Here is a 23242-nt window from a genome sequence, read left to right as displayed (position 1 = left end):
CGACAGGGCATCGAAGGAGACACGCATGAAAACCTCGATCGCGACCGTCTCTCTGAGCGGCGACCTGCGCAGCAAGCTGGAGGCGATAGCAAAGGCCGGCTTCGATGGCGTCGAGATCTTCGAGAACGATTTTCTGGTTTTCGATGAAAGTCCGCGCCAGGTCGGCCAGATGGTGCGCGACCATGGCCTGGAGATTTCTCTGTTCCAGCCGTTCCGCGATTTCGAGGGCATGCCGGAGCCGCTCAGAAGCAGGACGTTCGACCGTGCGGAACGCAAATTCGACCTGATGCAGGAGATGGGAACCGACCTGGTGCTCGTCTGCTCCAATGTCTCTCCCGCCGCACTCGGCGGTCTTGACCGGGCTGCCGCCGATTTTCGCGAACTGGGGGAAAGGGCGGCCAGGCGGGACTTGCGGGTCGGATACGAAGCGCTCGCCTGGGGACGCCACATCAACGACCACCGCGATGCCTGGGAGGTGGTGCGCCGGGCCGATCATGCCAATGTCGGCCTCATCCTCGATAGTTTTCACACGCTGGCGCGCAAGATCGACGTCAACTCGATCCGATCCATACCCAAGGAGAAGATCTTCATCATCCAGCTGGCGGACGCGCCGCTGATCGACATGGACCTGCTCTATTGGAGCCGGCACTTCCGCAACATGCCGGGCGAAGGCGACCTGCCCGTTCTCGAGTTCATGCGAGCTGTCGCGGCCACCGGCTATGACGGCTATCTGTCGCTCGAGATCTTCAACGATCAGTTTCGCGGCGGCTCGGCGACGGCGATCTCGGTCGATGGCCAGCGCTCGCTGCTCTATCTCGGCGACCAGGTCCGGCGGACTGAGCCCGACATTGCCCTCCCCGTTCCCGAAATGCCGGCTCGATCAGGCGTCGAAGGCATTGCCTTCATCGAATTCACCATCGACGAAAGCGAAGCACCGCAATTCGAGGCGCTGATCCGCACACTCGGCTTCCGCAAGGCCGCTCGTCACAAGACGAAAAGCGTCACCGTCTTCCAGCAGGGCGATATCAGGCTGGTGATCAACACGGAAAGCCGCGGCTTTGCCAACTCTTCTTACCTGGTTCACGGCACTTCGGCCTATGCGATGGGCCTGCTCGTCGACGATGCCCGGGCCACGCACCGGCGGGCGCTGGCGCTCGGCGCCGAGACCTTCGCCCAGCCGGTGGACGAGGGCGAGATCGAGATGCCAGCCGTTCACGGGGTCGGCGGCGGCATCGTCTACTTCCTCGATCGCCACAGTGACCTCGGCAGCATATGGGACGTCGAGTTCGATCCGGTCGACGACCTCAGCGCGACCTCGGCCGGGTTGTCATCGATCGACCACATCGCCCAGACGATGCACTACGACGAACTGCTGACGTGGCTGCTCTTCTATACCTCGCTGCTGGAAGCCCATAAGACCCCGCTTGTCGACATCATCGACCCCTCGGGCATCGTGCGCAGCCAGGTGGTAGAGAACGCCGCCGGATCCCTGCGCATCACAATGAATGGCGCCGAGAACCGCAACACGCTTGCCGGTCGTTTCATCGCCGACACGTTCGGCTCGGGTATTCAGCATCTGGCCTTCAAGACGGACGATATCTTCAGGACTGCAGACGTGCTTGCAGAGCGCGGCTTTGTCTCGCTGACGATCTCGCCCAACTATTACGACGACCTCGAAGCCCGTTTCGGGCTCGATCCGCATTTCACCGAGCGGCTGAAGGCGCACAACATCCTCTACGACAAGGACGAGCACGGCGAGTATTTCCAACTCTACAGCCCGACCTTCTCTGGTGGATTCTTCTTCGAGATCGTCGAGCGGCGCGGATACCGCGGCTATGGCGCGGCCAACGCGATCTTCAGGATCGCAGCACTTCGCAAGTTTCTGGAGCCGGCCGGCATGCCTCGCGCATAAGCGTCAGGTATGCGCCGGGCGTGCGCACCGAGAGATGCGTTCGCACTGCAGGGATGCGTCCGCGCCCAGGGGATTGACGTCCCGGTGGATCGCGGCGCCACCTCGTCGATCTTCGGCATCAAACGCCACATGCTGCCAGGCGGCGCTCACGGTTTGCGCATCGCGCTACCGTGCGTCGAAAGCCGACGTAACAGTTACAGAAAGGCGATTTACTCTTCAAAGGAAGAGCTTTCCTGACTAGTGTGCGGTTGAGCAGACCACGTGGGACTGAACCTGGCCTTGTTGCTGAAAGGACCTGGCATGACCGTGCCGAAAGTCGCCTTCTCTGTCTTTTCCTTCCTTCTGGCAATCACATTCAGTTTGTCGCCCGCTCACGCGCAGCAGGCGCCGGCCGTGGTCGTGGCGCCCGCCAGGATCGTCGACCTGCGTGAAAGCGTCGATCTGACGGGCCGCGTCGTTGCGACCCAGAAGGTCGACATCCGCGCACGCGTCGCCGGTTTCCTGGAGGCGGTCGATTTCAAGGAAGGGCAGACGGTAACGGCCGGGACCATGCTCTATCAGGTCGAGGACGGCGCCTATCGGGCGGCGGTACAGGAAATAGAGGGTTCGATCCAGGCGGCCGAGGCCCAGCGCGATCTTGCCGTGCTCGAACGAGACCGTGCCAAGCAGCTGATCACAAGCAATACGATCTCCCAGGCCAAGGTCGATACCGCTAACGCCGAAGTCAAGAAGGCGGAGGCGGAACTCGTACGGCTCAAGGGCAGCAAGCAGAGCGCCGACCTCAACCTCTCCTATACCAGGATTACCGCCCCCTTCGACGGCGTGCTGGGCCTGACGACCGCCGATGTCGGCGCACTGGTCGGCCCGGATACCGGGCCGCTTGTCACGTTGACGCGGCTCGATCCGATCTATGTCGTCTTTCCGGTGTCCACCTCGCTGCTCCTGACCTACCGGGAGCGGGTGCAGAAGGGCGAGATGCCCGGCGGCGCCAATGTCGCGCTGACCTTGCCCAACGGTACCGAATATCCGCTGAAAGGCACCATCGACTTCATCGCCAGCAACGTCGCGCAAGGAACCGACACCGTGACAGTGCGCGCGCAGTTCGACAACCCGAACTCCCTGCTGCTCGACGGCACCCTCGTGCGCGTTATCCTTGAGCAGTCCGACAAGCAGGACGTTCTGGCGGTGCCTGAGCAGGCGGTCCAGCGCGACCAGCAGGGCGCCTTCGTCATGGTGGTCGATGCTGCCTCCAAGGTCGAGCTGCGCCGCATCGACGTTTCCCGCTCCGCTCGCGGCCTCTCCGTGGTGAGCAAGGGGCTCAAAGAAGGCGAAAACGTCATCACCGAAGGTGTCGGCAAGGTCAGACCGGGCATCGTCGTTGACGCGGCAGCGGCGACGGGTGGCTGAGCATGATCTCCGAAATCTTCATCGATCGCCCGCGTTTTGCTGCCGTCATCTCGATCGTCCTCACGCTGGCGGGCCTGATCGCGCTCACCCGGCTGCCGATCGCGCAGTTTCCCGACATCGTGCCGCCACAGGTGAGCGTCACCGCAAGCTACCCCGGCGCCGCGCCGAGGTGGTCGAAACCACCGTCGCCCAACCGATCGAGAGCAAGATCGTCGGCGTCGACGACATGCTCTACATGAAGTCGACGAGCGGCGCTGACGGTTCCTACACGCTCACCGTCACATTTGCCGTCGGCACGGACCCCGATATCGCCACCGTCAACGTGCAGAACCGCGTGTCGCTTGCCGAGGCCGGGCTACCGGCGGAGGTCAAGCAGACCGGCGTCAGCGTGCGCAAGAAATCATCTGCCCTGATGCAGGTGATCACCATCTACGGCAAGGACGACAGTTTCGATTCGCTGTTTCTGTCCAACTACGCCACGATCAACCTGATGGACACGGTCAAGCGGGTTCCGGGCGTCGGGGATGCCTCGCTGTTCGGCGCCAAAGACTATGCCATGCGCATCGTGCTGGACATCGACCGCCTGACCAATCTCAGTCTGACGCCGACCGATGTGATCAACGCGCTGAAGGCGCAGAACGTCCAGGCGGCAATCGGCCGGATCGGCGCGCAGCCGATGACCGACGATCCGCTGTTTCAGCTCAACCTGCAGACCCAGGGACGTCTGACCGACCCCGCCCAGTTCGAGAACGTGGTCCTGAGGGCCGAGCCGGACGGGTCCTTCGTGCGCATCCGCGATATTGCCAAAGTCGAACTGGGTGCCGCGAGCTCCGACTCGAGCGCCCGCTTCAACGGCAAGCCGGTTGCGATGATCGGCACCTACCAGGCACCGGGAGCCAATGCGCTTGCGGCCGCCGAAGGCGTCAAACAGGCGATGGAGCGCCTTTCCCAGTCGTTTCCTGAGGGACTGACCTATTCCGTCTCCTACGACACGACCCAGTTCGTCGAGGCGAGCGTCGAGAATGTTGTGCATACGCTGCTGGAAGCGTTCGTACTCGTCATCATTGTCGTCTTCCTGTTCCTCGGCAATGTCAGGGCGACATTGATCCCGCTCGTCGCCGTGCCCGTCGCGCTGATCGGCACCTTCGCGATCATCCTTGCCATGGGCTTTTCGCTCAACACGGTGTCGCTGTTGGCGATGGTTCTGGCGATCGGCATCGTCGTCGACGACGCGATCGTGGTGGTCGAGAACATCGAGCGCGTGATGGAGGAGAACCCAGGCATGCAGCGCCCGAGGCGGCGCGTCTCGCCATGGGCGAGATCACCGGAGCGATCGTTGCCATTACGCTCGTCTTGCTGTCGGTATTCGTTCCCGTCGCATTCATTCCGGGATTGAGCGGGCAACTGTTCCAGCAGTTTGCCGTGGCCGTATCCGTGTCGATGGTGATCTCCGCCATCAATGCGCTGACCTTGAGCCCTGCACTCTGCTCCATCCTGCTCAAGCCGCATCACGGGCCGAAGCGCGGCGTCCTCGGCTGGCTCTCGCGGCGGATCGATAACGGCCGCGATGGCTATGTCCTTGTCGCCGGGCATATCGCCCGTCGGGCGATCCTCGGCATCCTGCTCCTGGCCGTCGCAATCGGCGCCAGCGGCTGGCTTTTCCGTGTCGTGCCGACCGGCTTTCTGCCAAGCGAAGACCAGGGCGCCTACTTCACCGAAATACGGCTGCCGGAGGGCGCGTCCTACAACCGCACGGATGCGGTTGTGCGCGACGTCGAAAAGATGCTCGGCGGCATCGATGGTGTCGCCGACGTCATTACGGTTACCGGCTACAGCTTCCTCGATGGCCTGGCCAAATCGAACAGCGCCTTTGCCATCGTCACGATGAAGCCGTTCGCCGAGCGGACCAGCGCGGCCAGTTCCGTCGATGCGGCGATCGCAACGACCATGGCCAAGGGCACGGCCGTCCGCGGCGCGCAGATCTTCGCGTTCAACCTGCCGCCGATCATGGGCCTCGGCACGGGGTCGGGCTTCGAATACCAGCTGCTCGACCTGCAGGGCCGCCCGCCCGCAGAGCTCGCTGCAACCGCCGGCGGCCTGATCGTCGCCGCCAATCAAAATCCGCTGCTTGGCCCCACCTTCACCACCTATTCCGCAAGCTCGCCGCAGCTCTATCTCGATCTCGATCGGGATCGCCTGCAGGCGCTCGGCGTATCCGTGAGCGACCTTTTCAACACCCTGCAGGGAACGCTCGGGTCCTATTACGTCAACGACTTCAACCTCTTCGGACGAAGCTGGAAGGTCAATCTGCAGGCGGCCGAAGCCGACCGCAGTTCGGTCGACGACATCTCGCGTCTGCACGTCCGCAACGCGTCCGGTGGCATGGTCCCGGTCGCCTCGGTCGCGCGCGTCGAATACGTCATCGGCCCGCAGTCGATCGTGCGGTACAACAACTATCGCTCGATCACGCTCAATGGGCAGCCCGCCCCTGGCGTATCGTCTGGCGAGGCGCTCGCCGCGATGGAAGCCCTGTCGGCAACGACCCTGCCAGCGGGCTACAGCTACGAGTGGACCGGCACAGCCTTGCAGGAGCTTGAAGCGGCGGGACAGACGACGGCTATCCTCGCGCTTGCGGTGCTGTTTGCCTATCTGTTCCTCGTCGCGCTCTACGAAAGCTGGACGATCCCGGTCCCTGTGTTGCTGTCGGTGGCCGTCGGCGTCGCGGGCGCCCTGGTCTCGGTTCTCGTGGCGGGCTTGTCGTTCGACATCTACGCCCAGATCGGCCTCGTCGTGCTGATCGCACTCGCCTCCAAGAACGCGATCCTGATCGTCGAATTCGCCAAATTCCATCGCGAGAAGGGTGCTGGCATCGTCGAGGCCGCGGTCGAAGGCGCACGCGCCCGCTTCCGCGCGGTGATGATGACGAGCTTCGCCTTCATCGTCGGCCTCGTCCCTCTGGTCACGGCGCAAGGGGCAGGCATGCTGAGCCGGCGGGCCGTCGGCACGGGGGTCGCGGGTGGCATGCTTGCGGCCTCGCTGATCGGGATCTTCATCATCCCTGCCCTCTATGTCGTGTTTCAATCGTTGCGCGAGCGCGGCCATCGGCTTGCCGGTCTTTCGACCACAGGCGGGGTGCACGCACCGGCAACGACGAGCGATACCGAGGCCAAGCATGTTTCCGCGGAGGACGACGAACAAGCGCGCCCGGCCACAATCGAGCAAGGCAGTCCCTAGAGCGTTTCCGGTTTAAGCGGAGTCGTAGAAACGCTATATCTCTTTGTTTTTACGCATTTCCTGACGGAAAACCGCTTCGCACTTTTCCTGGAAATGCTCTAGAGGGAGGGCCGGTTCAGCAACAGGCTGAGATAAAGGCGCCTGCACGCGGCCGGATGACACGGCGGTCGTCAATCCCCCCCGGTGCACCGTACAACTGCTTGACAGCCTGCGCGAAACAGCGGAAAAATATCACCATGGGGTCGCGATCACCCCACGAGGCGACAGCCGAAGTATCGCGTCCATTCAACCGCTCAGACGGAGGACGCGTTATGCCGTCACCTCTTGAAATTTCCCCGGACAAACTTGCCCGCCTCATTGGTACTCCCAAATGTCCCGCGCTGATCGATGTCAGGATCGGCGAGGATTTCGATGCCGATCCGCGCTTGATCCCCGGATCGCTCCGGCGCGACTACCGGCTCGTTGAGAACTGGGGCAACGACTTCGCGGGACGATCCGCCGTCATCATCTGCCAGCGCGGCAAGAAGCTGAGCCACGGGGTCGCCGCCTGGCTGCGGCACGCGGGAATTCCGGCCGATGTCCTGGAAGGCGGCTTTGAGGCCTGGGTCGAAACCGGCTATCCGTCCGTGCCCGTCTCTGCTGTGCCGAAACGTCAGACGAACCGACACACGCTCTGGGTCACGCGCGCGCGCCCGAAGATCGACCGCATCGCCTGCCCCTGGCTTATTCGGCGCTTCGTCGATCCAAACGCCGTCTTCCTGTTCGTGGCACCCGCCGAAGTCGAAGCTGTCGCGGACCGCTTCGACGCCACGCCCTTTGACATCGACGCCCCGATCCGTTGGAGTCATCGGGGCGACCTCTGCACCTTCGACGTGATGGTCGAAGAATTCGGATTGGCAACGGAGCCGATGTTGCAGCTGGCAACCATCGTGCGGGGCGCAGACACCTCGCGCCTCGATCTCGCTCCAGAGGCCGCCGGCCTGCTTGCGGTTTCGCTCGGGCTCTCCCGCATGTATGCAGACGATCATGAGCAGTTGCAGGCAGGCATGCTGCTCTACGATGCCTTCTACCGCTGGTGCCGCGATGCGACCGGTGAAACGCACAACTGGCCCACGCCGAAAAAGGGTGCATGAAATGACCGATGTCGTTCACACCGCCGACGCCAGCAAGGCGTCGGCGCCCCATGGCCACGGCATCTCGCTTGCGGAAGCGTTCTGGGTCTGGGTTCGGATCGCGGCCCTGAGCTTCGGCGGCCCGGCGGGCCAGATCGCGGTGATGCATCGCATCCTCGTCGACGAGAAACGCTGGATCGGCGAGCACCGTTTCCTGCATGCGCTCAATTACTGCATGCTGTTGCCCGGTCCGGAGGCGCAGCAGCTGGCAATCTACATCGGCTGGCTGATGCATCGCACCGTCGGGGGCCTCATCGCCGGCATATTGTTCGTGCTTCCGGGCTTCCTTGCCATCCTGGCCTTGAGCTACGTCTATGCCGCCTTTGGCAATGTCAGCGTGATCGAAGGACTGTTCTTCGGGTTGAAGGCGGCCGTGCTTGCCGTCGTCGTCCAGGCGGTTTTCCGCATCGGCAGCCGGGCGCTGAAAAACAGGCTGATGATCGGTATCGCGGCGATAGCCTTTGTCGCGATCTTCTTCTTCCGCGTCCCATTCCCGCTGATCATCCTGACGGCCGGCATTGCCGGCTACATCGGCGGACGCCTGGGCTCGCCGCTCTTTCGCATCGGCGGCGGCCACGGCAAAACAACCGGGCCGATCCTCAAGGACGAGGATTCGGCCCTGGGTGAACAAACACCGATCCACGCCCGCCCCAACCTCGCCTGGTCGATGAAGGTGTCCGCGGTGTTTCTCGCCCTATGGCTCGCGCCACTGGCGCTGCTGTTTGCGCTCGTCGGGCCGGACAGTGTCTTCACCGAAATCGGATGGTTCTTCAGCAAGATGGCGGTCGTCACCTTCGGGGGTGCCTATGCTGTGCTCGCCTATGTCGCGCAGGAGGCCGTGCAATATTACGGCTGGCTCAAACCAGGCGAGATGCTCGATGGTCTCGGCATGGCGGAAACAACGCCTGGCCCCCTGATCATGGTCGTCCAGTTCGTCGGCTTCATGGGCGCCTATCGCGACCCCGGCACGCTTTCTCCGATGACGGCAGCGACGCTGGGCGCGCTGCTGACGACGTGGGTGACCTTCGTGCCCTGCTTCCTCTGGATTTTCCTCGGGGCGCCCTTCATCGAGAAGCTGAGGGGCAATGTCGCGCTGACCGGCGCCATGTCGGCCATCACTGCTGCGGTCGTCGGCGTCATCCTCAACCTTGCGGTCTGGTTCGGCCTTCACACGTTGTTTTCGCAGGTCGTCCCGTGGAGCGTCGGCAGCCTTGCGCTCGATGTGCCTGTCCTGAGCTCGCTAGTGCTGCCGTCACTGTTGCTGACGCTTGCGGCGGCGCTGGCGATCTTCCGCTTCAACACCTCGGTGATCGCGACATTGCTGGCCTCGGCGCTCGCCGGCATGATGTGGGTGCTTGTCACTGCATAGGGTCGTGGCGTGGGACACCGTGGAAACCTGTGAGTATGGCCCTCCCGTTGCGGCAATCAGGCCGCAACACTCCCGGTCGACGGCATGTTGGCGTCCCCCCAGGTCTTGAGCGCAAGGATGACGGGCTCCAGCGTGCGGCCACGTTCCGAGAGATCATAGTCGACCCTGGGCGGAACCTGGGCGAACACCTTGCGCGTGATCAGGCCGTCGGCCTCCAGCTCGCGCAACTGGTTCGTCAGCATGCGCTGGGTAACGTTCGGCAGCTTCCGGCGGATTTCGTTGAAGCGCATGGTGCCCGACATCAGGTTGTAGAGAACGACCCCCTTCCACTTGCCGTCGATCAGGCTGAGCGTCGCTTCGACGGCACATCCCGGACTGCAGTCGAAACGATCGTGGCGTGTGCGTCCCATCCAATGGTATCCTTTTCGACACTATGGGCTTTTTATGTGCGTTCTTGCGATCTTGCAGCATAGTGCGCATCTTGGCCACGTTCAACCGATGGAGCATTCAATGCGAGCCGTAGCCTACCAAATCCCCCAACCGATCGAAGCCGAAACGTCGCTGGTCGATATCGAACTGCAGCGCCCGGAACCCGAGGGCCGGGACATCCTCGTCGAAGTCAAGGCGATCTCGGTCAATCCGGTCGACACGAAGATCCGCCGCGGAGTGAAGCCCGAACCCGGACAGTGGAAGGTGCTCGGCTGGGATGCCGCTGGTGTGGTCAGCGCCGTCGGGCCGAATGCGTCCTTCTTCAAGCCGGGCGACGAAGTCTTCTATGCAGGCGCCATCAACCGCTCCGGCACCAACGCCGAATTTCATCTGGTCGACGAGCGTATCGTTGGCAGAAAGCCGAGGTCGGTGGATTTTTCTGCCGCCGCCGCCCTGCCGCTGACTTCGATCACCGCATGGGAAATGCTGTTCGATCGTCTTGACGTCACCCGCCCGGTCGCAGGCGCTGCAAATGCGATCGTCATCATCGGCGGCGCCGGTGGCGTCGGCTCGATCGCGATACAGATCGCACGAGCGCTGACGGACCTCACTGTCATCGCCACTGCGTCTCGCCCCGAAACGGTAGAATGGGTAAAATCGCTCGGCGCCCATCACGTTGTCGATCACCGGCAGCCGCTTGCTGCACAAATCGAAGCCCTCGGGCTTGGCCAGCCGGGCTTCGTGTTCTCGACGACCAATACCGGCGATCACCTTGATCAGATCGTCGAGCTGATCGCGCCCCAGGGACGTTTCGGCCTGATCGACGACCCCAAGCAACTCGACGCGCTTCCACTCAAGCGCAAAAGCATCTCGCTGCATTGGGAGCTGATGTTCACACGCTCGCTGTTTGCGACCGCCGATATCGAGAAACAGAATGTCCTCTTGAACAGAGTGTCGGATCTGGTCGACGCAGGCAAGATCAAGTCCACGCTCAACGAGCATTTCGGGACGATCAATGCGGCCAACCTGAAGCGCGCGCACGCGGTAATCGAGTCCGGTAGGGCCAAGGGCAAGATCGTGCTCTCCGGTTTTTAGACGAGCGGGCGAAGCGCCGCCTTCCTCTTTCGCAAAAGCATGATGCCTGCTGCGAAACCGCCCCATCGGGGCGGCCACGGCCGGCGTGTGTGCGCAAAAAGATCAAAAGAGGTCATGGGGAGGAGGCTGCCTCGACGACCGTACTTGCCGCCTGCTCCAGACCCGACGCCATCCCGCCAACCGAGCCTCTCGCGCCGCCAGGCGTCCCTATCCACAAGGATTGCAATGATGACACATTCCGCCGAGAAGGTGATTTCCTTGGCAATACTGACCGCAGAACCCGGCAAACGCGACGCATTGCGTGACGGGCTGCTCGCCCTGATCGAGCCGACCCGCAACGAGCCCGGCTGCCTCGACTACGTCCTGTTCGAAATGCAGGAAGAGCCGGGCACGTTCTACATGCGAGAAGCGTTCACAGACGGAGCCGCCCTCGACGCGCACTTTCAGACGCCGCACTTCCTGGCATTCGCAGCGACGGCGGATGACCTGCTTGCCCGCCCTCTGCAGTTGGTGTTCCTCAACCAGGTTTCTACCTGAGAAAAATCGAAGTTTCGTCCTCGACGATGTGCCGTACCAAACCGTTCGCAGGGCGTTTCCGCATTCGACAGTAGCCCGCTTTCCCCTGGCGATCACCACTCTGCGATTGCCCGTCGGCCAGAGATCGAATTGCACGCAAAGGCGTGTCACGCGTCGGTCACGCGCAAACAGATAAGAGGCGTGTTACTACAACCATACCCGCAGCGGCGCGAGTGTTTGTCGTCAATCGCCGTATGGTTTGAGCAAGATCATGCAACGCTATCTTTTTCACATCCACCTGGCAGGCGTTACCAGCCGCGACAAAGTCGGCACCCTGCTTGCCAACGATAGCCAGGCCGTCGAACACGGCCGCCTGGTGGCGGACGAAATTGCTGAGGAGGATGACTATCATGGCGTCATCGTCGCGGTAGAGAATGCCGAGGGTCGGCTGTTGGCGCGGCTGACGGCTTCCAGAGCGATGCCTCCCTGGCTGATCGCGAGATCGAAGTTCGAGCATGCCTGGGCGGAAATGAGCATCGATTTCAGTAAATTGTAATGTAACAGCAAGATTTCAGCACGAAAACTATAGGCATCTGGCTACAGCGCCGCGCGTCTTATTAGACGCGCAAAGGTCGCTGTAGCACTTTGAATGGCTGCATGTTTTTATCCTTAAATCGAATACGATTTGAGGAAACATGCGGTGGGCAACTCGCCGGCAAGGTGGAAGAGGCATCGATGATGCCTCTTCCTTCGATGTCGTCTCAGAATGTCGCCTTGGCACTCAGGATGAAGGAGCGGCCGGGTTCATAGAGTGGCGTGACGGTGCCGAATTCCTGACCGTAGGTGGCGCGCTCTGAGTAGGTCTCGTCGAAGATGTTGTTGATCTCGGCGCGCAGGGTCAGATTGCTGTGGCTCGGCGGCTGATACTCGACGAAGGTGTTGAACACCTTGTAGCCCTCAAGAGGCGGGGTGCCGGCGGCAACATCGTCATTGTCGAGTGCGATCTCGACATCGCCGCCGATGGTGACACCCCAATCGATGAAGCTGTGCGCGGCCAGGAGCGTGATGAACTGACCGGCCGGGGCCGCCAGATAGATACCGGTGTCGGAGTCGGCCGGCTTGCCGTCGATCGAGACATCGATATTGGCGTATTTGACCTTGAAGTAACCGTCGCCCCAGTCGTATCCGGCACCGAGCTCGAAGCCCTTCGAGCGCACATCATGATTCTCGATGGCCCTTGCGACCGCGTATTTGGCTGTGCGTGCGTCGTCGATATCTGTGTGGAAGAGGCTGCCTTCCACGGTGAAACCGTCATGCTTGGCGACAAGGCCGAAGGCATAATTGTCGGCCGTTATTGGCTCCGGGCCGGTTCCATAGTTCCAGTTCGGGTTCATGATGAAGTTTTCGGCAAGCGGGACGCCGGCCCAGACGTGGGAGTAGCCGGCTTTGGCCGTCAGCAGGTCCTCGATCAGATCATATTCGCCGGAGACGTTGCCGCTGAAACCGGCATTGTCCCACTTCTCATTTGTGGTGCCGGTGAACCATTGCTGGTCGCCGCGCGCACCGAAGGAAAGCCGGGTGCGTTCCCAGGGTTCGAGCCGCGCCTGCGCATAGATGCCGACATTTCGCGCGCGCTCGGTCGAGGCATCGAAGCGATCTTCGAGTTCGGCCTTGTCGTTGTAGAAATCGACGCCGGCGGTGATGCTGCCGAGATCGAAGCTGAACTTGTTTTCGAACTTGCCGTTGAAGCTGCCGGTTTCGCCGGCGCCGGGATAGGGGACCGATATCGTGCTTGGCGGCACCGGGCGAGGAAAGATCGGGATCTCTAGCCGCGTCGAGCTGTAGGCCAACACCACGGTTGGATCCCACCAATCCTCAGGCGTGCTGTCGGTATAGGAGAAGACCGTGTTCTGCCGGTCGAGCGTATAGTCGCGCACGCGCGGTTCCCACGGCGGGCGGCCCGAGATGAAGCCGGTATTGGCGCGGAACGGGCGCGGGGCGTCGTCGTAGACGCGTTCATGGCTGATCTCGAAACGATCACCACTCTCGAACTCGTATGCCACCTTGCCGAGCCCGCTCAGGAGATCGGTGCGCGTTCCCTCGACGATGCTGCCGTTGCCGGATTTGAACTCGTCCCCCTTGGCAAAATTGAAGTAGCCGAGAAATTCGAGCCCTTCCTGCATGCCGTAGGCGGAGATTCCGGTCTGGAAGGTTTTGCTGTTGAAGTTGTAGTTGGAGCTGACGAAGCCGCCATAGCCGTCGCCGTCGAGCAGGTCGCGGGCATCCTTCGTTTCATAGGCAATGGCGCCGCCGAGCGCGCCTGGTCCTACATCCGCAGGCGCGATGCCGGCATCGACGCGCACGGCCTTCAGCAGGCTCGGATCGATGAGGTTGGTTGCGTTGTGATGGAAGACCTTGTTGTTCTGGCGGCCGCCATCCATGGTAACGGCGAGATTGTTTTCCTCGATGCCGTGAACATAGACCTTCTGCGACATCGGCAGCGAGCTACCAACCTCGATCCCTGGCTCGCCGCGGAAGACGTCGGCGATATTCGCCGGGTTGAGAAGTTCGAGCTCCTTCTGGCTGATGACGATTTCACCGACGCCGGTGGCGTCCCCGAATACCGAAATCGGATCAAGCGCCGTAGAGCCGTCGGCCGGCGCCACTGCCGCGCCGCCACCGGCCGTCCCTGTCCCGATCACGGCCGTTCGCCCGCCGGAGATGCGATACTCGATGCCCGTGCCGGAAAGCAGCCGTGCAAGCGCCTCCTCCGGCGCGTAGGAACCGACGACCGCCTTGGACATGACGCCACGGGACACCGAAGCGGCAAGCGTCACCTGCAGGCCCGATTGCCGGCCAAAGACGTTGAGCGCGTCGGCAAGCGGTTGTGCCGGCACGTTGAAGTTGCGATCGGCACTCACTTGTGCCAGTGCATCCTGCGCAAATGCCGGGCTCGGCCAGTTCAGCGACGAGGCCAGGCAAATCGCCATTGCCGTCGTTGCCATCAGCCGTCCCATCGGACGCCCGCCGTCGTCGCCCCAATTCAAACGACGGGATCCCTTGCGGCCTTGCGATATGCACATCGTAGTCTCATCTCCTTGAATTGCGCTCCGTTGCCGAGCGCTTTTCAACAAAGACGAGGACCTCAGTTTCTTTTCTCAGAAAAATTGAATTTTATTGTCAGGATTTTCAGTATTGCGTCAGGACGCGACCATAGGTCGAAAAGGTGCGGACGCGGCCGCCATAGGGTTCGACCAGCGCCTTCAGCGCACCGTCCGGATCATGAAGATCATACAGACCGGTGACCTTAAGACCCGCGAGCTTTCGGTCCGGCACCGCTATCCACGCCGAGTGGTAACGTTGAAGCTGCTCGGCGACCGCACTGATGGACGCATCCTTGACGAAGATCCGGCCGCTGCGCCAGGCGGCGACCTGATCGGGCTGGATGGTGTTGCGGGTAACCGCGCCGTCGCTCGCATTCACGACAGCCATCTCGCCCGGAAGCAGCCTGAAGTCCGACGTTTCCCTGGCGTCCTCGACCGAGACCTGAACGACGCCTCTTTCCAGCTCGACGGTCGTTTCCCCTCCCGCAAGCCGAACGTCGAAGGCGGTACCGACGACCAGAACCGTGACGCCTCCGGCCTCCACCGTAAAGGGCCGCGCCGGATTATGCGCGACATCGAAAAACGCCTCACCGGAAAGCAACGTGACGTGGCGCCCGGCGGCGGTCATCTCCGTCTTGATGGCACTGTCGCCGCCAAGCTCGATGAGCGTTCCATCCTCCAGCGTCACTCTGGCATTCTGGCCGGTGGCGGTGATGTGATCCGCCTGAAGTCGGATCAGCAGCGACGGGCCGGCAAGGACGAGGAATAGGGTCGCGGCAATGGCAGCGACTGCGCTCATGACCGGGCGGCGCCAACGACGCCTGGTGATCGAAATGACGTTGGCGCGCGCCGCGCCTGCCCACAGATGTTCATGGGCCGGAGCCGCTTCTCCCATCAACTGCCAGGTCCTCAACGCATATTGCCAGGCCCGCTGATGATCATCAGAGCGATGCAACCACCGCTGGAAGTCGGCGGTGAGCTCGGGACAATTCGGCTCACCCTTCAGCCGCAGAAACCAGTCCATGGCTTCTTCCAGTGTAGCGGCTGCGATTTCCTGATCCTGGGTCAATATATCCTACGCCGGTCTGGGCCTCTTCCGAGGCACTTCTACCCGAACATTCCCTCTTTTGACAAAGACGAATGACGCGCTTTTTTTTCTCAGGGAGCGACCACTTTAAGTCGCGTTGACCAGAAGTGCCGTGGCAATCTTCATCATCGCTGCCGTGACGTAACGATGGGCGCTGGCTGTCGATATGCCCAGATGCGATGCCACTTCTTCAAGCGTGTAGCCGCCGAAGCGGTGCATCTCGACGGCGACCCGCGCCTCGACAGGCAATTCCGAGAGCATCTGCGAAATCCGGCGAACGTCGTCGCACAGCAAGGTCGATTGTTCCGGCGTCGGCACGTCGGCAGGAACCGACCAGAACGGCACATCGTCCTGGTGGCCGATCGCGGCCACCTTCCGGCGCCTCAGCACATCGAGCGAGAGGTTCCTGACCGTGCGGTAGAGATAGGCGAGGAGCTGGCCTTTTGAAACCGTCCGGGTGCTGGAAGGCAGAAACCGGACAAACGCATCCTGGACGATATCTTCGGCAGCATCGCGCGAGCCTAGCAGGCGGACCGCATAGGCGATGAGCGCCGGACGATGGGCAATAAAGATATCGACGCGCGTTTCGGATTGGGTCTCGGTCGTCATAGGATCCTGGCCGGGAGCGGGTTCGTCCGCGGCGACTGCTTTGCGCGAACGGGCGTAAAATTGGAAACATGTCTATAATAGTCAAGTTTAAAATTCGGTCAGCGGCGAACTTTTCCCAGAGAAGAACGAGGGTGTGTCTCAATCGCCGCCATCGTGCACGCCACTACGGTTGGGCGCGGCAGGCGCCACGGACGGCCTGCAGACGGCCGGTTTTAGAGACGCGAGATGGCTATCGCAAAAACCAATGGCATCGTCAAAGCCTTGCGCCATTGGCGTTTGTGGCAATCCTGTAGCATGAAAATTTAGCCGCCCCAGCAGCTTGGTCTTTGATGGCCGCAGCGCCGCCACGTGAAGCGAAACGCGCATCCAGCCAGACGCGCGCCGGTCACGTGCAGAGCACGACATGTGACGATTGATCTCGGCGGGAGGTCATTATTGGCCGCAGCGCGTGAAATCCGATGGTTGTTCGCTGGCGTCCGGCCAGTTCGAACAGGACGCTGCGGCTTCGCACGACGCATCAATCGACAATCAGTGCGAAGACCTCAAGGATCATCGCCGCGAAGCGTGGGCCAGTGCCGGGGTGTTTGGCAACGGGCTTGCTGCAGGCCCCGCCATATTGCCGTCTACGGATTGGCGGCTAGCCCCCCATTGTCTTTCGCATGGTATCGCCACTGACGACGAGCCCCTTCTTTGCCGCGTCTTCCGCAAGCATCTCCCAGCTGTTTCTGATCGTTGTCGCCATCTGGATCCAGGATCGGTCGATGCCGTTCGCCTCAAGCGTCTCGATCAGCACATCCATTCGCTCGACGCACTCGTCAATATTCAGGTGCAACCGGGATAGCTGGTCGAGCGTAATGCCGGGATGATCCAACAGCCTTGGTATGGTTGTCGCCGCCTTTTTGACGAGCTCGTCTTCTTCGATCAACGAACGCTGCCACGCCTCACACATCGCTGCCCCCAACTCTTACTCAGAACAACAGGATCGACGCAGGCACGACACGGGTCAACGCACCAAGACGGGCATCAAGGCGGCCATACATCCGTCATACGGTGGAACCTTAGTCCCTCTAGACAGGTTGCGCGCGTAAAAAGAGCGGGAACGGACACGGGCGATACCGACGACACATTTTCCCGGCGAGTTTACCGACATCGCGCGACACCGATCGCAATGGCGTCAAACGACCGTGATCTGATTTCGACCGTTGCGCTTGGACTGATAAAGGCCCTCGTCAGCCCGTCGCAAAATATCGCCGATCGTCGCATCCCTTCGGGACATTTCGGTGAGACCGCCGCTGATCGTAGAGAAAAGCTCCAGCCTGTTCTGCAGTTCAAGCGAGATTTGCTGGCGCAGCTTGTCCGCGATCGGCTCGCCCTCGTCGAGCGTCGTCGCCGGCATCAACACCACGAACTCGTCGCCGCCGAGACGTGCCAGCACGTCGTCAGACCGCAGTGCCCGCCGGCAGCCGGTGGCAATCGTCGCCAGCAGCTCGTCGCCGACGGAATGCCCCAGTTCGTCATTGACTGCCTTGAAATTGTCGACGTCGAACATCAGCAGGCATGTCGGACGGCGGGTGCGCGTGGCCAGATCGAACTCGATCGCAAGCACGTCGAGCAGTTTTCGGCGATTGTAGAGGCCGGTCAGCGGATCGGTTTCGCTTTGTTGGCGCAACTGATGCTCAATGGCATTCTTCTCGGTGATATTGCTGGCAACCCAGACCACGGCGTCCTCGCCGTCGACAGGAAAATCGAGCGCCTGGACCCGGCCTTCAAACCAGATCGGATGATCGGGCCCAGCATCTTCAAGGCCCTTAACGTCGCTTCCGGCGAGGCTGTATTCGACGATGTGCAATGCCCGGGAGCCGAGCGCCTTTTCGATTTCCAGTGCGAACCACAGCGCCTTGTCATGGGCAAGGACATCAAAAACACTCTGACCGACAAGACTGCTGCCATCGTGATAGTAGCGGTGATCCGCCCCACCGAACAGGGCCGCATAACGGCCGCTGCGCGTCAGAATGAACGCCGGGTCGGGCAAGGCGGCAAGAATGAGAGTGAGCTGATCGCGGGAAAACCGCACCTCGTTCTTCACAGGTGCATCCGCGGCGGCACGACTAGGCGATACGCTCATGACGATGACATCCATGCATTATCTTCTTCCCTTGTCTCCTCGGCCCATAGACGAAAGAGCAGGCGGTACAGACTTGGCTCAAAGTGATGCTGTCGCAAAAAACCTTCGAAATATTCAATTTTTTAAGCTACATCCACCAGCGCCCCTAAGCGAGCATGGAGCGCATCCCTATGCGAGCTGGAACGCAAGCCATGCCCGGAAAATAGGCATATCAGTGTGACAACAACATAGGACAAGCACGCACGCCTTCTCGCTGCCGAGCGGATAGGCGCTCTTGTCTGCGCACCCGCTGAGCAGACGGCTCGTTCATCCCAAACGCAATGTTCGACAGCCGGTCTCCGGATAGGCTATGCACGAGGTCGAGAAGGGCCGTTGGCCGAGGCGTATGATGCAGACAGACGACCTGAACCTGAAATCCCAGCGTCCGTTGCCGCCGCTGAACGCCCTGCGCGCCTTCGATGCGCTGGCCCGGTGCGGCAGCCTGCGCGCAGCCGCAATCGAGCTCGGCGTCGTGCCCGGTGCCGTGCGCCAGCAGCTTGCAAGCCTCGAGGAGCATTTCGGCTTTGCCCTGCTCGATCGCGACGGTGGCCGCGTGACCCTCAATCCGGCCGGAGGGCGGCTCGCCGATGCCGTCGGTGTCGCCTTCGCCATCGTCTCGCGTGCGGCGGAAGAGATCTCGTCGAGCGGCAGCACCGTCCGGCTGCGGCTCGGCGTGCCGATGCCGATGGCCTCGGCATGGCTTATGCCGCGCCTGGCAACGCTGCAAAGCGCCGTCTCGGGCCTTGAGGTCGATATCATCCCGGTTGCCGTCAACCAGTCGCTGACTGACATGCCTGAAATCGATGCCCTGATCGTTGGCGGTGAATACCGACCGCTGCCCGATATAGCCGCGACCGCCTTCATGGACGACCGGTTTGGCCCGGTGCTCACCGTCGGGCAACCGTCCCCCGGCCTTACGCCGCCCGATCTCGCGGACATGACCGCACTGGTCGCCCGCACGGTGCCCTATCTCTGGGACGACTGGTTTCGCGAAAGCGGCAATGCTCCGGTCCGCTTCCGCAAACGGATCGAGGTGGACGATCTGACGCTGGCCCTCAGTGCCGCCCGCAGCGGGCTTGGCGTCACCATCGCGCCGGCGGCATCGATCGAAACGGACCTTGCCTCCGGCGCGCTCGAAGCGCCGTTTGGTTTTGTCAGCCGGCCGACCGGCTATCGGTTCTGCTGCCGCATTGCCGACAGGGACCGCAAGCCGATTGCTGCCCTGCGGAATTGGCTGCTCGCAGAGGGGCGGCGCCAGGAAGGAAAACTGCCCTCCGCCGCAGTTTAATGTCTCTGCCATAGGACAGGCTGCCCGGACTATCTTTGCCGGCACCATCGACAGACAGCCAGGACCCTCACCATGACCACCTCCAGCCATCCGTCCCGTATCGAGTGGGTCGGGCAAAGCTGCGCGCTTCTGCGCGCCATTGCTGCCGAGTTTGAAACAACCCTCCCGTTCAAGGGCCTGACGATCGGAACGGCAATCCATCTGGAGCCAAAGACCATAGCGCTGCTGATGACGCTCAGGGCCGGCGGCGCGCAGCTCGTGGCGACCGGCAACCTGAACAGCACCCAGCCGGCGACGGTCGATTATCTGAAACGTCAGGGCATCACCGTCATCGGTGGGCAGACGACCGATGCGACTGCCCATTCCGGCTTCATCGACGCCCTTATGGGTCATCAACCCGACCTGCTGCTCGACAACGGGGGCGACCTTTTCGCCCGCGTGGCCGAGCGGCCCTATCGCAAGCTGCTCGGCGGCACGGAGGAGACAACCTCCGGTCGGACCCGGTTGGAGCCGATGCGCGGTGCCATCGGCCTGCCGGTGCTGGTGATCAACGACAGCCCCATCAAGCAGTTTGCCGAGAACCGCCATGCGGTCGGCCAGAGCCTGTTCGAAAGCTACATGCGCTTCACCAACCGCTCGACCAATGGCAAGCGCGTGACGGTTTTCGGCTATGGCGCCTGCGGCCAAGGCACGGCCGCCTGCTTTCGCAGTGCCTACAGCGCGGTCAGCGTCGTAGATGTCGACCCGGTCGCAGCACTCGAGGCCCATCTCGACGGTTTCTCGACGCCGAGACGCGATGACGCCATACGCTCGGCCGACGTCATCGTCACGGTCACGGGCTCCGCAGATATTTTGAGGACGTCCGATCTGGCGGTCCTCAAGGACGGCGTGATCCTCCTCAACGGCGGACACTTCCCGCACGAGATCGACGTTGCCGGCATGCGCGCCGATGACGCGGTGGTGGCGGTGGAAACCTACGCCGACGAGGGCATCGAGACGCTCGTCCTTGCCGATGGGCGGCGCATCCATATTCTCGGCGCAGGCCACATGGCCAATCTTGCCGGACCAAGGGCACTTGGCAATTCGGTCGAATCCATGGATCTCGGCTTTGCGCTCCAGGCCCGCTGCCTGGAGCGGGTGGCGAGCCGCACGCTTGACGCCTCGATGTGTGTCGTGCCGGTGCCCGGAGACATCGACGCCATGGTGGCATCCGCCTATCTCGAACTGCACCGCTGAGGGAACTGACAGATGCTGCGCTGGGGAATCCTTGGAACGAGCTTCATCTCCGACACGATGGCCGGGGCCATCTCTGCGAGCGACGGGTCCCGCATCGAAGCGGTGGCCGGGCGCGATCCGCAGCGGCTCTCGGATTTTGCCGGGCGACACGGCATCGCAAAGCACTATTCCGGCTACGACGCGCTGCTCGACGACCCTGATATCGATGTCGTCTATATCGGTCTGCCCAACAACATGCATCATGAGGCGGTGATCCGCGCCGCGGAAAAGGGCAAGGCCGTCCTGTCGGAGAAATCGCTGGCCACGACGATGGCCGAAGCCGACGCCCTGGCGCAGGCCGTGCGTGACCGCGGTATCTTCTTTCTCGAAGGCTTGATGTATCTCTGCCATCCGTTGATGGCCAAGGCCGGCGAAATCCTGCAGTCCGGGCTCGGTGCGATCCGCTCGGTTTCCGGTCTCTACGCCGCCGATATCTGGAAGTTCGTCAACCCGATGGGCAAGGGGACGATTTTCAATCTCGGCTGCTACCCGGCCTCGCTGCTGCACTACGTGATCCAGACGGCATGCGGGCAGCATGCCTTTTCCAGCCGGTCGACCAGCGCCTTCGGAAACGCCTCGTCGCACGACGGCAATATCTGCGACGCAAGCCTGTCGGTTCGTTTCGACAATGGCGTTCTCGCCACGCTTCAGTCCACCGACAGCTTCGGCATGTCCTTCGCCTTTTCCATCCATGGAGAGCGCGGCGCCCTGCGGTTCCTAACCAATCCTTGGCTGCCGGTGGCTGGCGAAAATCGCCTCGAGCTTTGCGAATATGGCCGCGCTCCGGAAGAAATCGTCGTGCTTTCCGACCATGACGCCTTCGGCCATCAGGTGCGACTGGTGGAGAACTGCCTGAAGGCAGGACTGAAGGATGCCCCGCGTCCGGCACCACAACTCACCGATTCGCTCGAGATCATGTCTTTGCTCTCCGCCTGGGACGACCAAGCAAGGCTGTCATCGACAAGCGGCGCGTAGCATCCCCGCCCGCCACAGCCTGTTTTCAGGCACCCAGCCACAAGGCGCGCGACCCCACCAAAAATGAATGCGAGCGGACCTGGCGCGCCGTTTCAAACGTCATGGTTTGTGCGTAACAATTGCGAACCGCGCGAGGGGCGCGCGGCTTCCTTGGGGGACTTATGAAAAGATTGTTGCTCACCGCAGCGCTGTTTCTCGCCGCGGCCGCGGCCGGAAACGCCCAGACCGTCAACGCCGGAAAATACATCGTCGAAGGCACGAACCTGGATGGTTCCAGCTATTCCGGCACGGCCGAAATCACGCTTGCAAGCGAAACCACCTGCGTCATCGAATGGGACACGGCCGGCGTAAAATCGACCGGCGTCTGCATGCTCAACGGCAATGCCTTCGCCGCAGCCTATGTGCTCGGCGATGCCCTTGGCCTTGTCGTCTACAAGGTCAACGGAGACGGTTCGCTTGATGGCACCTGGACGATCACCGGCAAGGATGGCAGCGGCACCGAAACGCTGACCGAAGCCAAGTAACCTTCTCGGCGGAATGCGCTCGGCTATCATGAAAACACCTGCAGTGGGCATGTGCCCGTTGCAGGTGTTTTGTTTTGGACAGGCAGTCTAGGAGAGCTCCACTTTCGCGGTTTTCTCCCTGTACTCTTCCTTCGGATCGCTGCCCAGGAGCAGCTTGATACCGGCAAACAGGCTGGTCTCGTTGAGCCAGATTTCCGCTTCGCTCGGCTCGAAACGCAGCAGGGCCAGTTCGGGGTCGTCCTTTCCACCCTCGTACCAGGCGGCGATATACTGGTTCCACAGCCGATCGATAACAGTGCGGTCATTGTCGAGGCGAAGGCGCCCGTGAACGGTCGCGAACAGTTCATGATCCTTGGATGCAAAAGCAAACATGGCCGGTGTGTTCGCGGCGACATTCTGGGCCACGACGGCACTCCTGACGGTGAAGAACCAGATCGGACCCTGCTCGCCCTCGATCTTCGCCGTCATCGGGCGCGTGTGCCCATGCTCTTTTTCGGACAAGCCAAGCATGACCGTCATGTCCGATTTCAAGGTCTTCCAGAGTTTCTTCTTGAGTTCTTCGGGAGTTGCCACTGCCGTATCTCCTTGACGGTTCGACGCGCCGACGTTGCCCACCTTTTTGGGATGGCCTTCGTGAGACGGCGCGAAACCAGACGCCGGCCGATCGGCCGGCGTCTGCTATGCTATCCGCGGGTTTAGCGGTTGGCGTATCGGGCGCGCTGCTCTTCGATCTGCGTCGGGCTATAGGGATCGAGGTTCTCATCGAACCTGCTCCAGCCCTCCGCGCGGTAGGCTGAGCGGCGTGCGTTGACATCGACCCAATTCGAGCGCGTGAGGATCGCCTCGGCCTCGGCGACATCGCTGTCGGCGACGCGTGCAGTAACCAGTGTGCCGCCGCGGCGAACGCCCTCGGCGTAGACATGGGCATCTTCTTCCGGCACGCCGGAATCCGTCAGCGCGCCGATAATGCCGCCCACGGCACCACCGGCAACGGCACCGGCGGCCGCGCCCGCGGCTGTTGCCGCCAGCCAACCGGCCGCCACCACCGGGCCGACGCCCGGGATCGCCATCAGCCCGAGGCC

18 protein-coding genes and 2 pseudogenes are annotated in these 23242 nt (G+C 62.0%); 12 read left to right on the top strand and 8 right to left on the bottom strand.

Annotated elements, in window-relative coordinates:
• The first annotated feature begins 25 nt into the window (after positions 1-25).
• The 5 genes and pseudogenes from BKP54_RS12605 to chrA all read left to right on the top strand — a co-directional run bounded on the left by BKP54_RS12605 (position 26) and on the right by chrA (position 9094).
• Positions 26-1912: a sugar phosphate isomerase/epimerase and 4-hydroxyphenylpyruvate domain-containing protein gene (locus BKP54_RS12605; protein WP_057222795.1), complete on the top strand. Its 1887-nt coding sequence runs from the start codon at positions 26-28 to the stop codon at positions 1910-1912.
• Positions 1913-2212: 300 nt separating this feature from the next.
• Positions 2213-3319, top strand: coding sequence for an efflux RND transporter periplasmic adaptor subunit (locus BKP54_RS12600; RefSeq protein WP_025429388.1), 1107 nt, complete (start codon positions 2213-2215; stop codon positions 3317-3319).
• Between the two features lie 2 nt (positions 3320-3321).
• Positions 3322-6553, top strand: a pseudogene (locus BKP54_RS12595) (multidrug efflux RND transporter permease subunit).
• A 311-nt stretch (positions 6554-6864) separates the two neighbouring features.
• Entirely contained in the window at positions 6865-7686 is an 822-nt protein-coding gene (locus tag BKP54_RS12590) for a sulfurtransferase/chromate resistance protein (RefSeq protein WP_025429390.1), read from the top strand.
• A gap of 1 nt (position 7687) precedes the next feature.
• The gene (gene chrA / locus BKP54_RS12585; protein ID WP_025429391.1) at positions 7688-9094 is read left to right on the top strand and encodes a chromate efflux transporter; all 1407 of its coding nucleotides are present in this window, start codon (positions 7688-7690) and stop codon (positions 9092-9094) included.
• Positions 9095-9150: 56 nt separating this feature from the next.
• Here the strand turns inward: chrA and BKP54_RS12580 are convergent, their stop codons facing one another.
• Entirely contained in the window at positions 9151-9504 is a 354-nt protein-coding gene (locus tag BKP54_RS12580; RefSeq protein ID WP_084814486.1) for a winged helix-turn-helix transcriptional regulator, read from the bottom strand.
• 100 nt (positions 9505-9604) lie between these two features.
• Between BKP54_RS12580 and BKP54_RS12575 the strand changes: the two genes are divergently transcribed.
• The 3 genes from BKP54_RS12575 (at position 9605) to BKP54_RS12565 (ending at position 11690) form a co-directional block, all read left to right on the top strand.
• Entirely contained in the window at positions 9605-10618 is a 1014-nt protein-coding gene (locus tag BKP54_RS12575) for a zinc-binding alcohol dehydrogenase family protein (protein ID WP_025429393.1), read from the top strand.
• A gap of 228 nt (positions 10619-10846) precedes the next feature.
• Positions 10847-11155 (top strand): putative quinol monooxygenase, encoded by a 309-nt coding sequence (locus BKP54_RS12570; protein WP_025429394.1) that lies wholly within the window; start codon positions 10847-10849, stop codon positions 11153-11155.
• A 250-nt stretch (positions 11156-11405) separates the two neighbouring features.
• A complete protein-coding gene (locus BKP54_RS12565) occupies positions 11406-11690 on the top strand; it encodes a hypothetical protein (RefSeq protein WP_025429395.1) in 285 nt (94 codons plus the stop codon).
• A gap of 205 nt (positions 11691-11895) precedes the next feature.
• Here BKP54_RS12565 and BKP54_RS12560 read toward each other — a convergent pair whose 3' ends face one another.
• The 5 genes from BKP54_RS12560 to BKP54_RS12540 all read right to left on the bottom strand — a co-directional run bounded on the left by BKP54_RS12560 (position 11896) and on the right by BKP54_RS12540 (position 18074).
• On the bottom strand, positions 11896-14139 hold the full coding sequence (locus tag BKP54_RS12560; RefSeq protein ID WP_081789011.1) for a TonB-dependent receptor: 2244 nt from the start codon (positions 14137-14139) through the stop codon (positions 11896-11898).
• A gap of 184 nt (positions 14140-14323) precedes the next feature.
• Positions 14324-15262, bottom strand: a complete 939-nt coding sequence (locus tag BKP54_RS12555; protein ID WP_057209970.1) for a FecR family protein — start codon at positions 15260-15262, stop codon at positions 14324-14326.
• A 150-nt stretch (positions 15263-15412) separates the two neighbouring features.
• On the bottom strand, positions 15413-15934 hold the full coding sequence (locus BKP54_RS12550; protein ID WP_025429398.1) for a sigma-70 family RNA polymerase sigma factor: 522 nt from the start codon (positions 15932-15934) through the stop codon (positions 15413-15415).
• Positions 15935-16571: 637 nt separating this feature from the next.
• Positions 16572-16883 carry a hypothetical protein gene (locus BKP54_RS12545; RefSeq protein WP_025429399.1) on the bottom strand — a complete coding sequence of 104 codons (312 nt, stop codon included), beginning with the start codon at positions 16881-16883 and terminating at the stop codon, positions 16572-16574.
• A gap of 225 nt (positions 16884-17108) precedes the next feature.
• Entirely contained in the window at positions 17109-18074 is a 966-nt protein-coding gene (locus BKP54_RS12540; RefSeq protein WP_025429400.1) for a GGDEF domain-containing protein, read from the bottom strand.
• 373 nt (positions 18075-18447) lie between these two features.
• Between BKP54_RS12540 and BKP54_RS12535 the strand changes: the two genes are divergently transcribed.
• From BKP54_RS12535 to BKP54_RS12520, 4 genes are all read left to right on the top strand, one after another.
• Positions 18448-19386 (top strand): LysR substrate-binding domain-containing protein, encoded by a 939-nt coding sequence (locus BKP54_RS12535; protein ID WP_244497405.1) that lies wholly within the window; start codon positions 18448-18450, stop codon positions 19384-19386.
• A 72-nt stretch (positions 19387-19458) separates the two neighbouring features.
• Positions 19459-20622 carry an adenosylhomocysteinase gene (locus BKP54_RS12530; RefSeq protein WP_084814485.1) on the top strand — a complete coding sequence of 388 codons (1164 nt, stop codon included), beginning with the start codon at positions 19459-19461 and terminating at the stop codon, positions 20620-20622.
• Between the two features lie 12 nt (positions 20623-20634).
• A complete protein-coding gene (locus BKP54_RS12525; protein WP_084814484.1) occupies positions 20635-21636 on the top strand; it encodes a Gfo/Idh/MocA family oxidoreductase in 1002 nt (333 codons plus the stop codon).
• A 161-nt stretch (positions 21637-21797) separates the two neighbouring features.
• Entirely contained in the window at positions 21798-22160 is a 363-nt protein-coding gene (locus tag BKP54_RS12520) for a hypothetical protein (RefSeq protein ID WP_057209982.1), read from the top strand.
• 87 nt (positions 22161-22247) lie between these two features.
• Here BKP54_RS12520 and BKP54_RS12515 read toward each other — a convergent pair whose 3' ends face one another.
• Both BKP54_RS12515 and BKP54_RS12510 read right to left on the bottom strand, forming a co-directional pair.
• On the bottom strand, positions 22248-22733 hold the full coding sequence (locus tag BKP54_RS12515; RefSeq protein ID WP_084814483.1) for a pyridoxamine 5'-phosphate oxidase family protein: 486 nt from the start codon (positions 22731-22733) through the stop codon (positions 22248-22250).
• A 122-nt stretch (positions 22734-22855) separates the two neighbouring features.
• Positions 22856-23242, bottom strand: a pseudogene (locus BKP54_RS12510) (hypothetical protein); the annotation flags it as partial.

Source organism: Ensifer sp. 1H6 (assembly GCF_001976035.1).
Taxonomy (GTDB): Bacteria; Pseudomonadota; Alphaproteobacteria; order Rhizobiales; family Rhizobiaceae; genus Ensifer; species Ensifer canadensis.
This window is presented reverse-complemented; position numbering and strand designations above follow the sequence as displayed.

Coding starts and splice junctions, on each gene's coding strand:
- BKP54_RS12605 (WP_057222795.1), top strand. CDS start 26: ATGAAAACCTCGATCGCGACCGTCTCTCTGAGCGGCGACCTGCGCAGC.
- BKP54_RS12600 (WP_025429388.1), top strand. CDS start 2,213: ATGACCGTGCCGAAAGTCGCCTTCTCTGTCTTTTCCTTCCTTCTGGCA.
- BKP54_RS12590 (WP_025429390.1), top strand. CDS start 6,865: ATGCCGTCACCTCTTGAAATTTCCCCGGACAAACTTGCCCGCCTCATT.
- chrA (WP_025429391.1), top strand. CDS start 7,688: ATGACCGATGTCGTTCACACCGCCGACGCCAGCAAGGCGTCGGCGCCC.
- BKP54_RS12580 (WP_084814486.1), bottom strand. CDS start 9,504: ATGGGACGCACACGCCACGATCGTTTCGACTGCAGTCCGGGATGTGCC.
- BKP54_RS12575 (WP_025429393.1), top strand. CDS start 9,605: ATGCGAGCCGTAGCCTACCAAATCCCCCAACCGATCGAAGCCGAAACG.
- BKP54_RS12570 (WP_025429394.1), top strand. CDS start 10,847: ATGACACATTCCGCCGAGAAGGTGATTTCCTTGGCAATACTGACCGCA.
- BKP54_RS12565 (WP_025429395.1), top strand. CDS start 11,406: ATGCAACGCTATCTTTTTCACATCCACCTGGCAGGCGTTACCAGCCGC.
- BKP54_RS12560 (WP_081789011.1), bottom strand. CDS start 14,139: ATGGCAACGACGGCAATGGCGATTTGCCTGGCCTCGTCGCTGAACTGG.
- BKP54_RS12555 (WP_057209970.1), bottom strand. CDS start 15,262: ATGGACTGGTTTCTGCGGCTGAAGGGTGAGCCGAATTGTCCCGAGCTC.
- BKP54_RS12550 (WP_025429398.1), bottom strand. CDS start 15,934: ATGACGACCGAGACCCAATCCGAAACGCGCGTCGATATCTTTATTGCC.
- BKP54_RS12545 (WP_025429399.1), bottom strand. CDS start 16,883: ATGTGTGAGGCGTGGCAGCGTTCGTTGATCGAAGAAGACGAGCTCGTC.
- BKP54_RS12540 (WP_025429400.1), bottom strand. CDS start 18,074: ATGGATGTCATCGTCATGAGCGTATCGCCTAGTCGTGCCGCCGCGGAT.
- BKP54_RS12535 (WP_244497405.1), top strand. CDS start 18,448: ATGCAGACAGACGACCTGAACCTGAAATCCCAGCGTCCGTTGCCGCCG.
- BKP54_RS12530 (WP_084814485.1), top strand. CDS start 19,459: ATGACCACCTCCAGCCATCCGTCCCGTATCGAGTGGGTCGGGCAAAGC.
- BKP54_RS12525 (WP_084814484.1), top strand. CDS start 20,635: ATGCTGCGCTGGGGAATCCTTGGAACGAGCTTCATCTCCGACACGATG.
- BKP54_RS12520 (WP_057209982.1), top strand. CDS start 21,798: ATGAAAAGATTGTTGCTCACCGCAGCGCTGTTTCTCGCCGCGGCCGCG.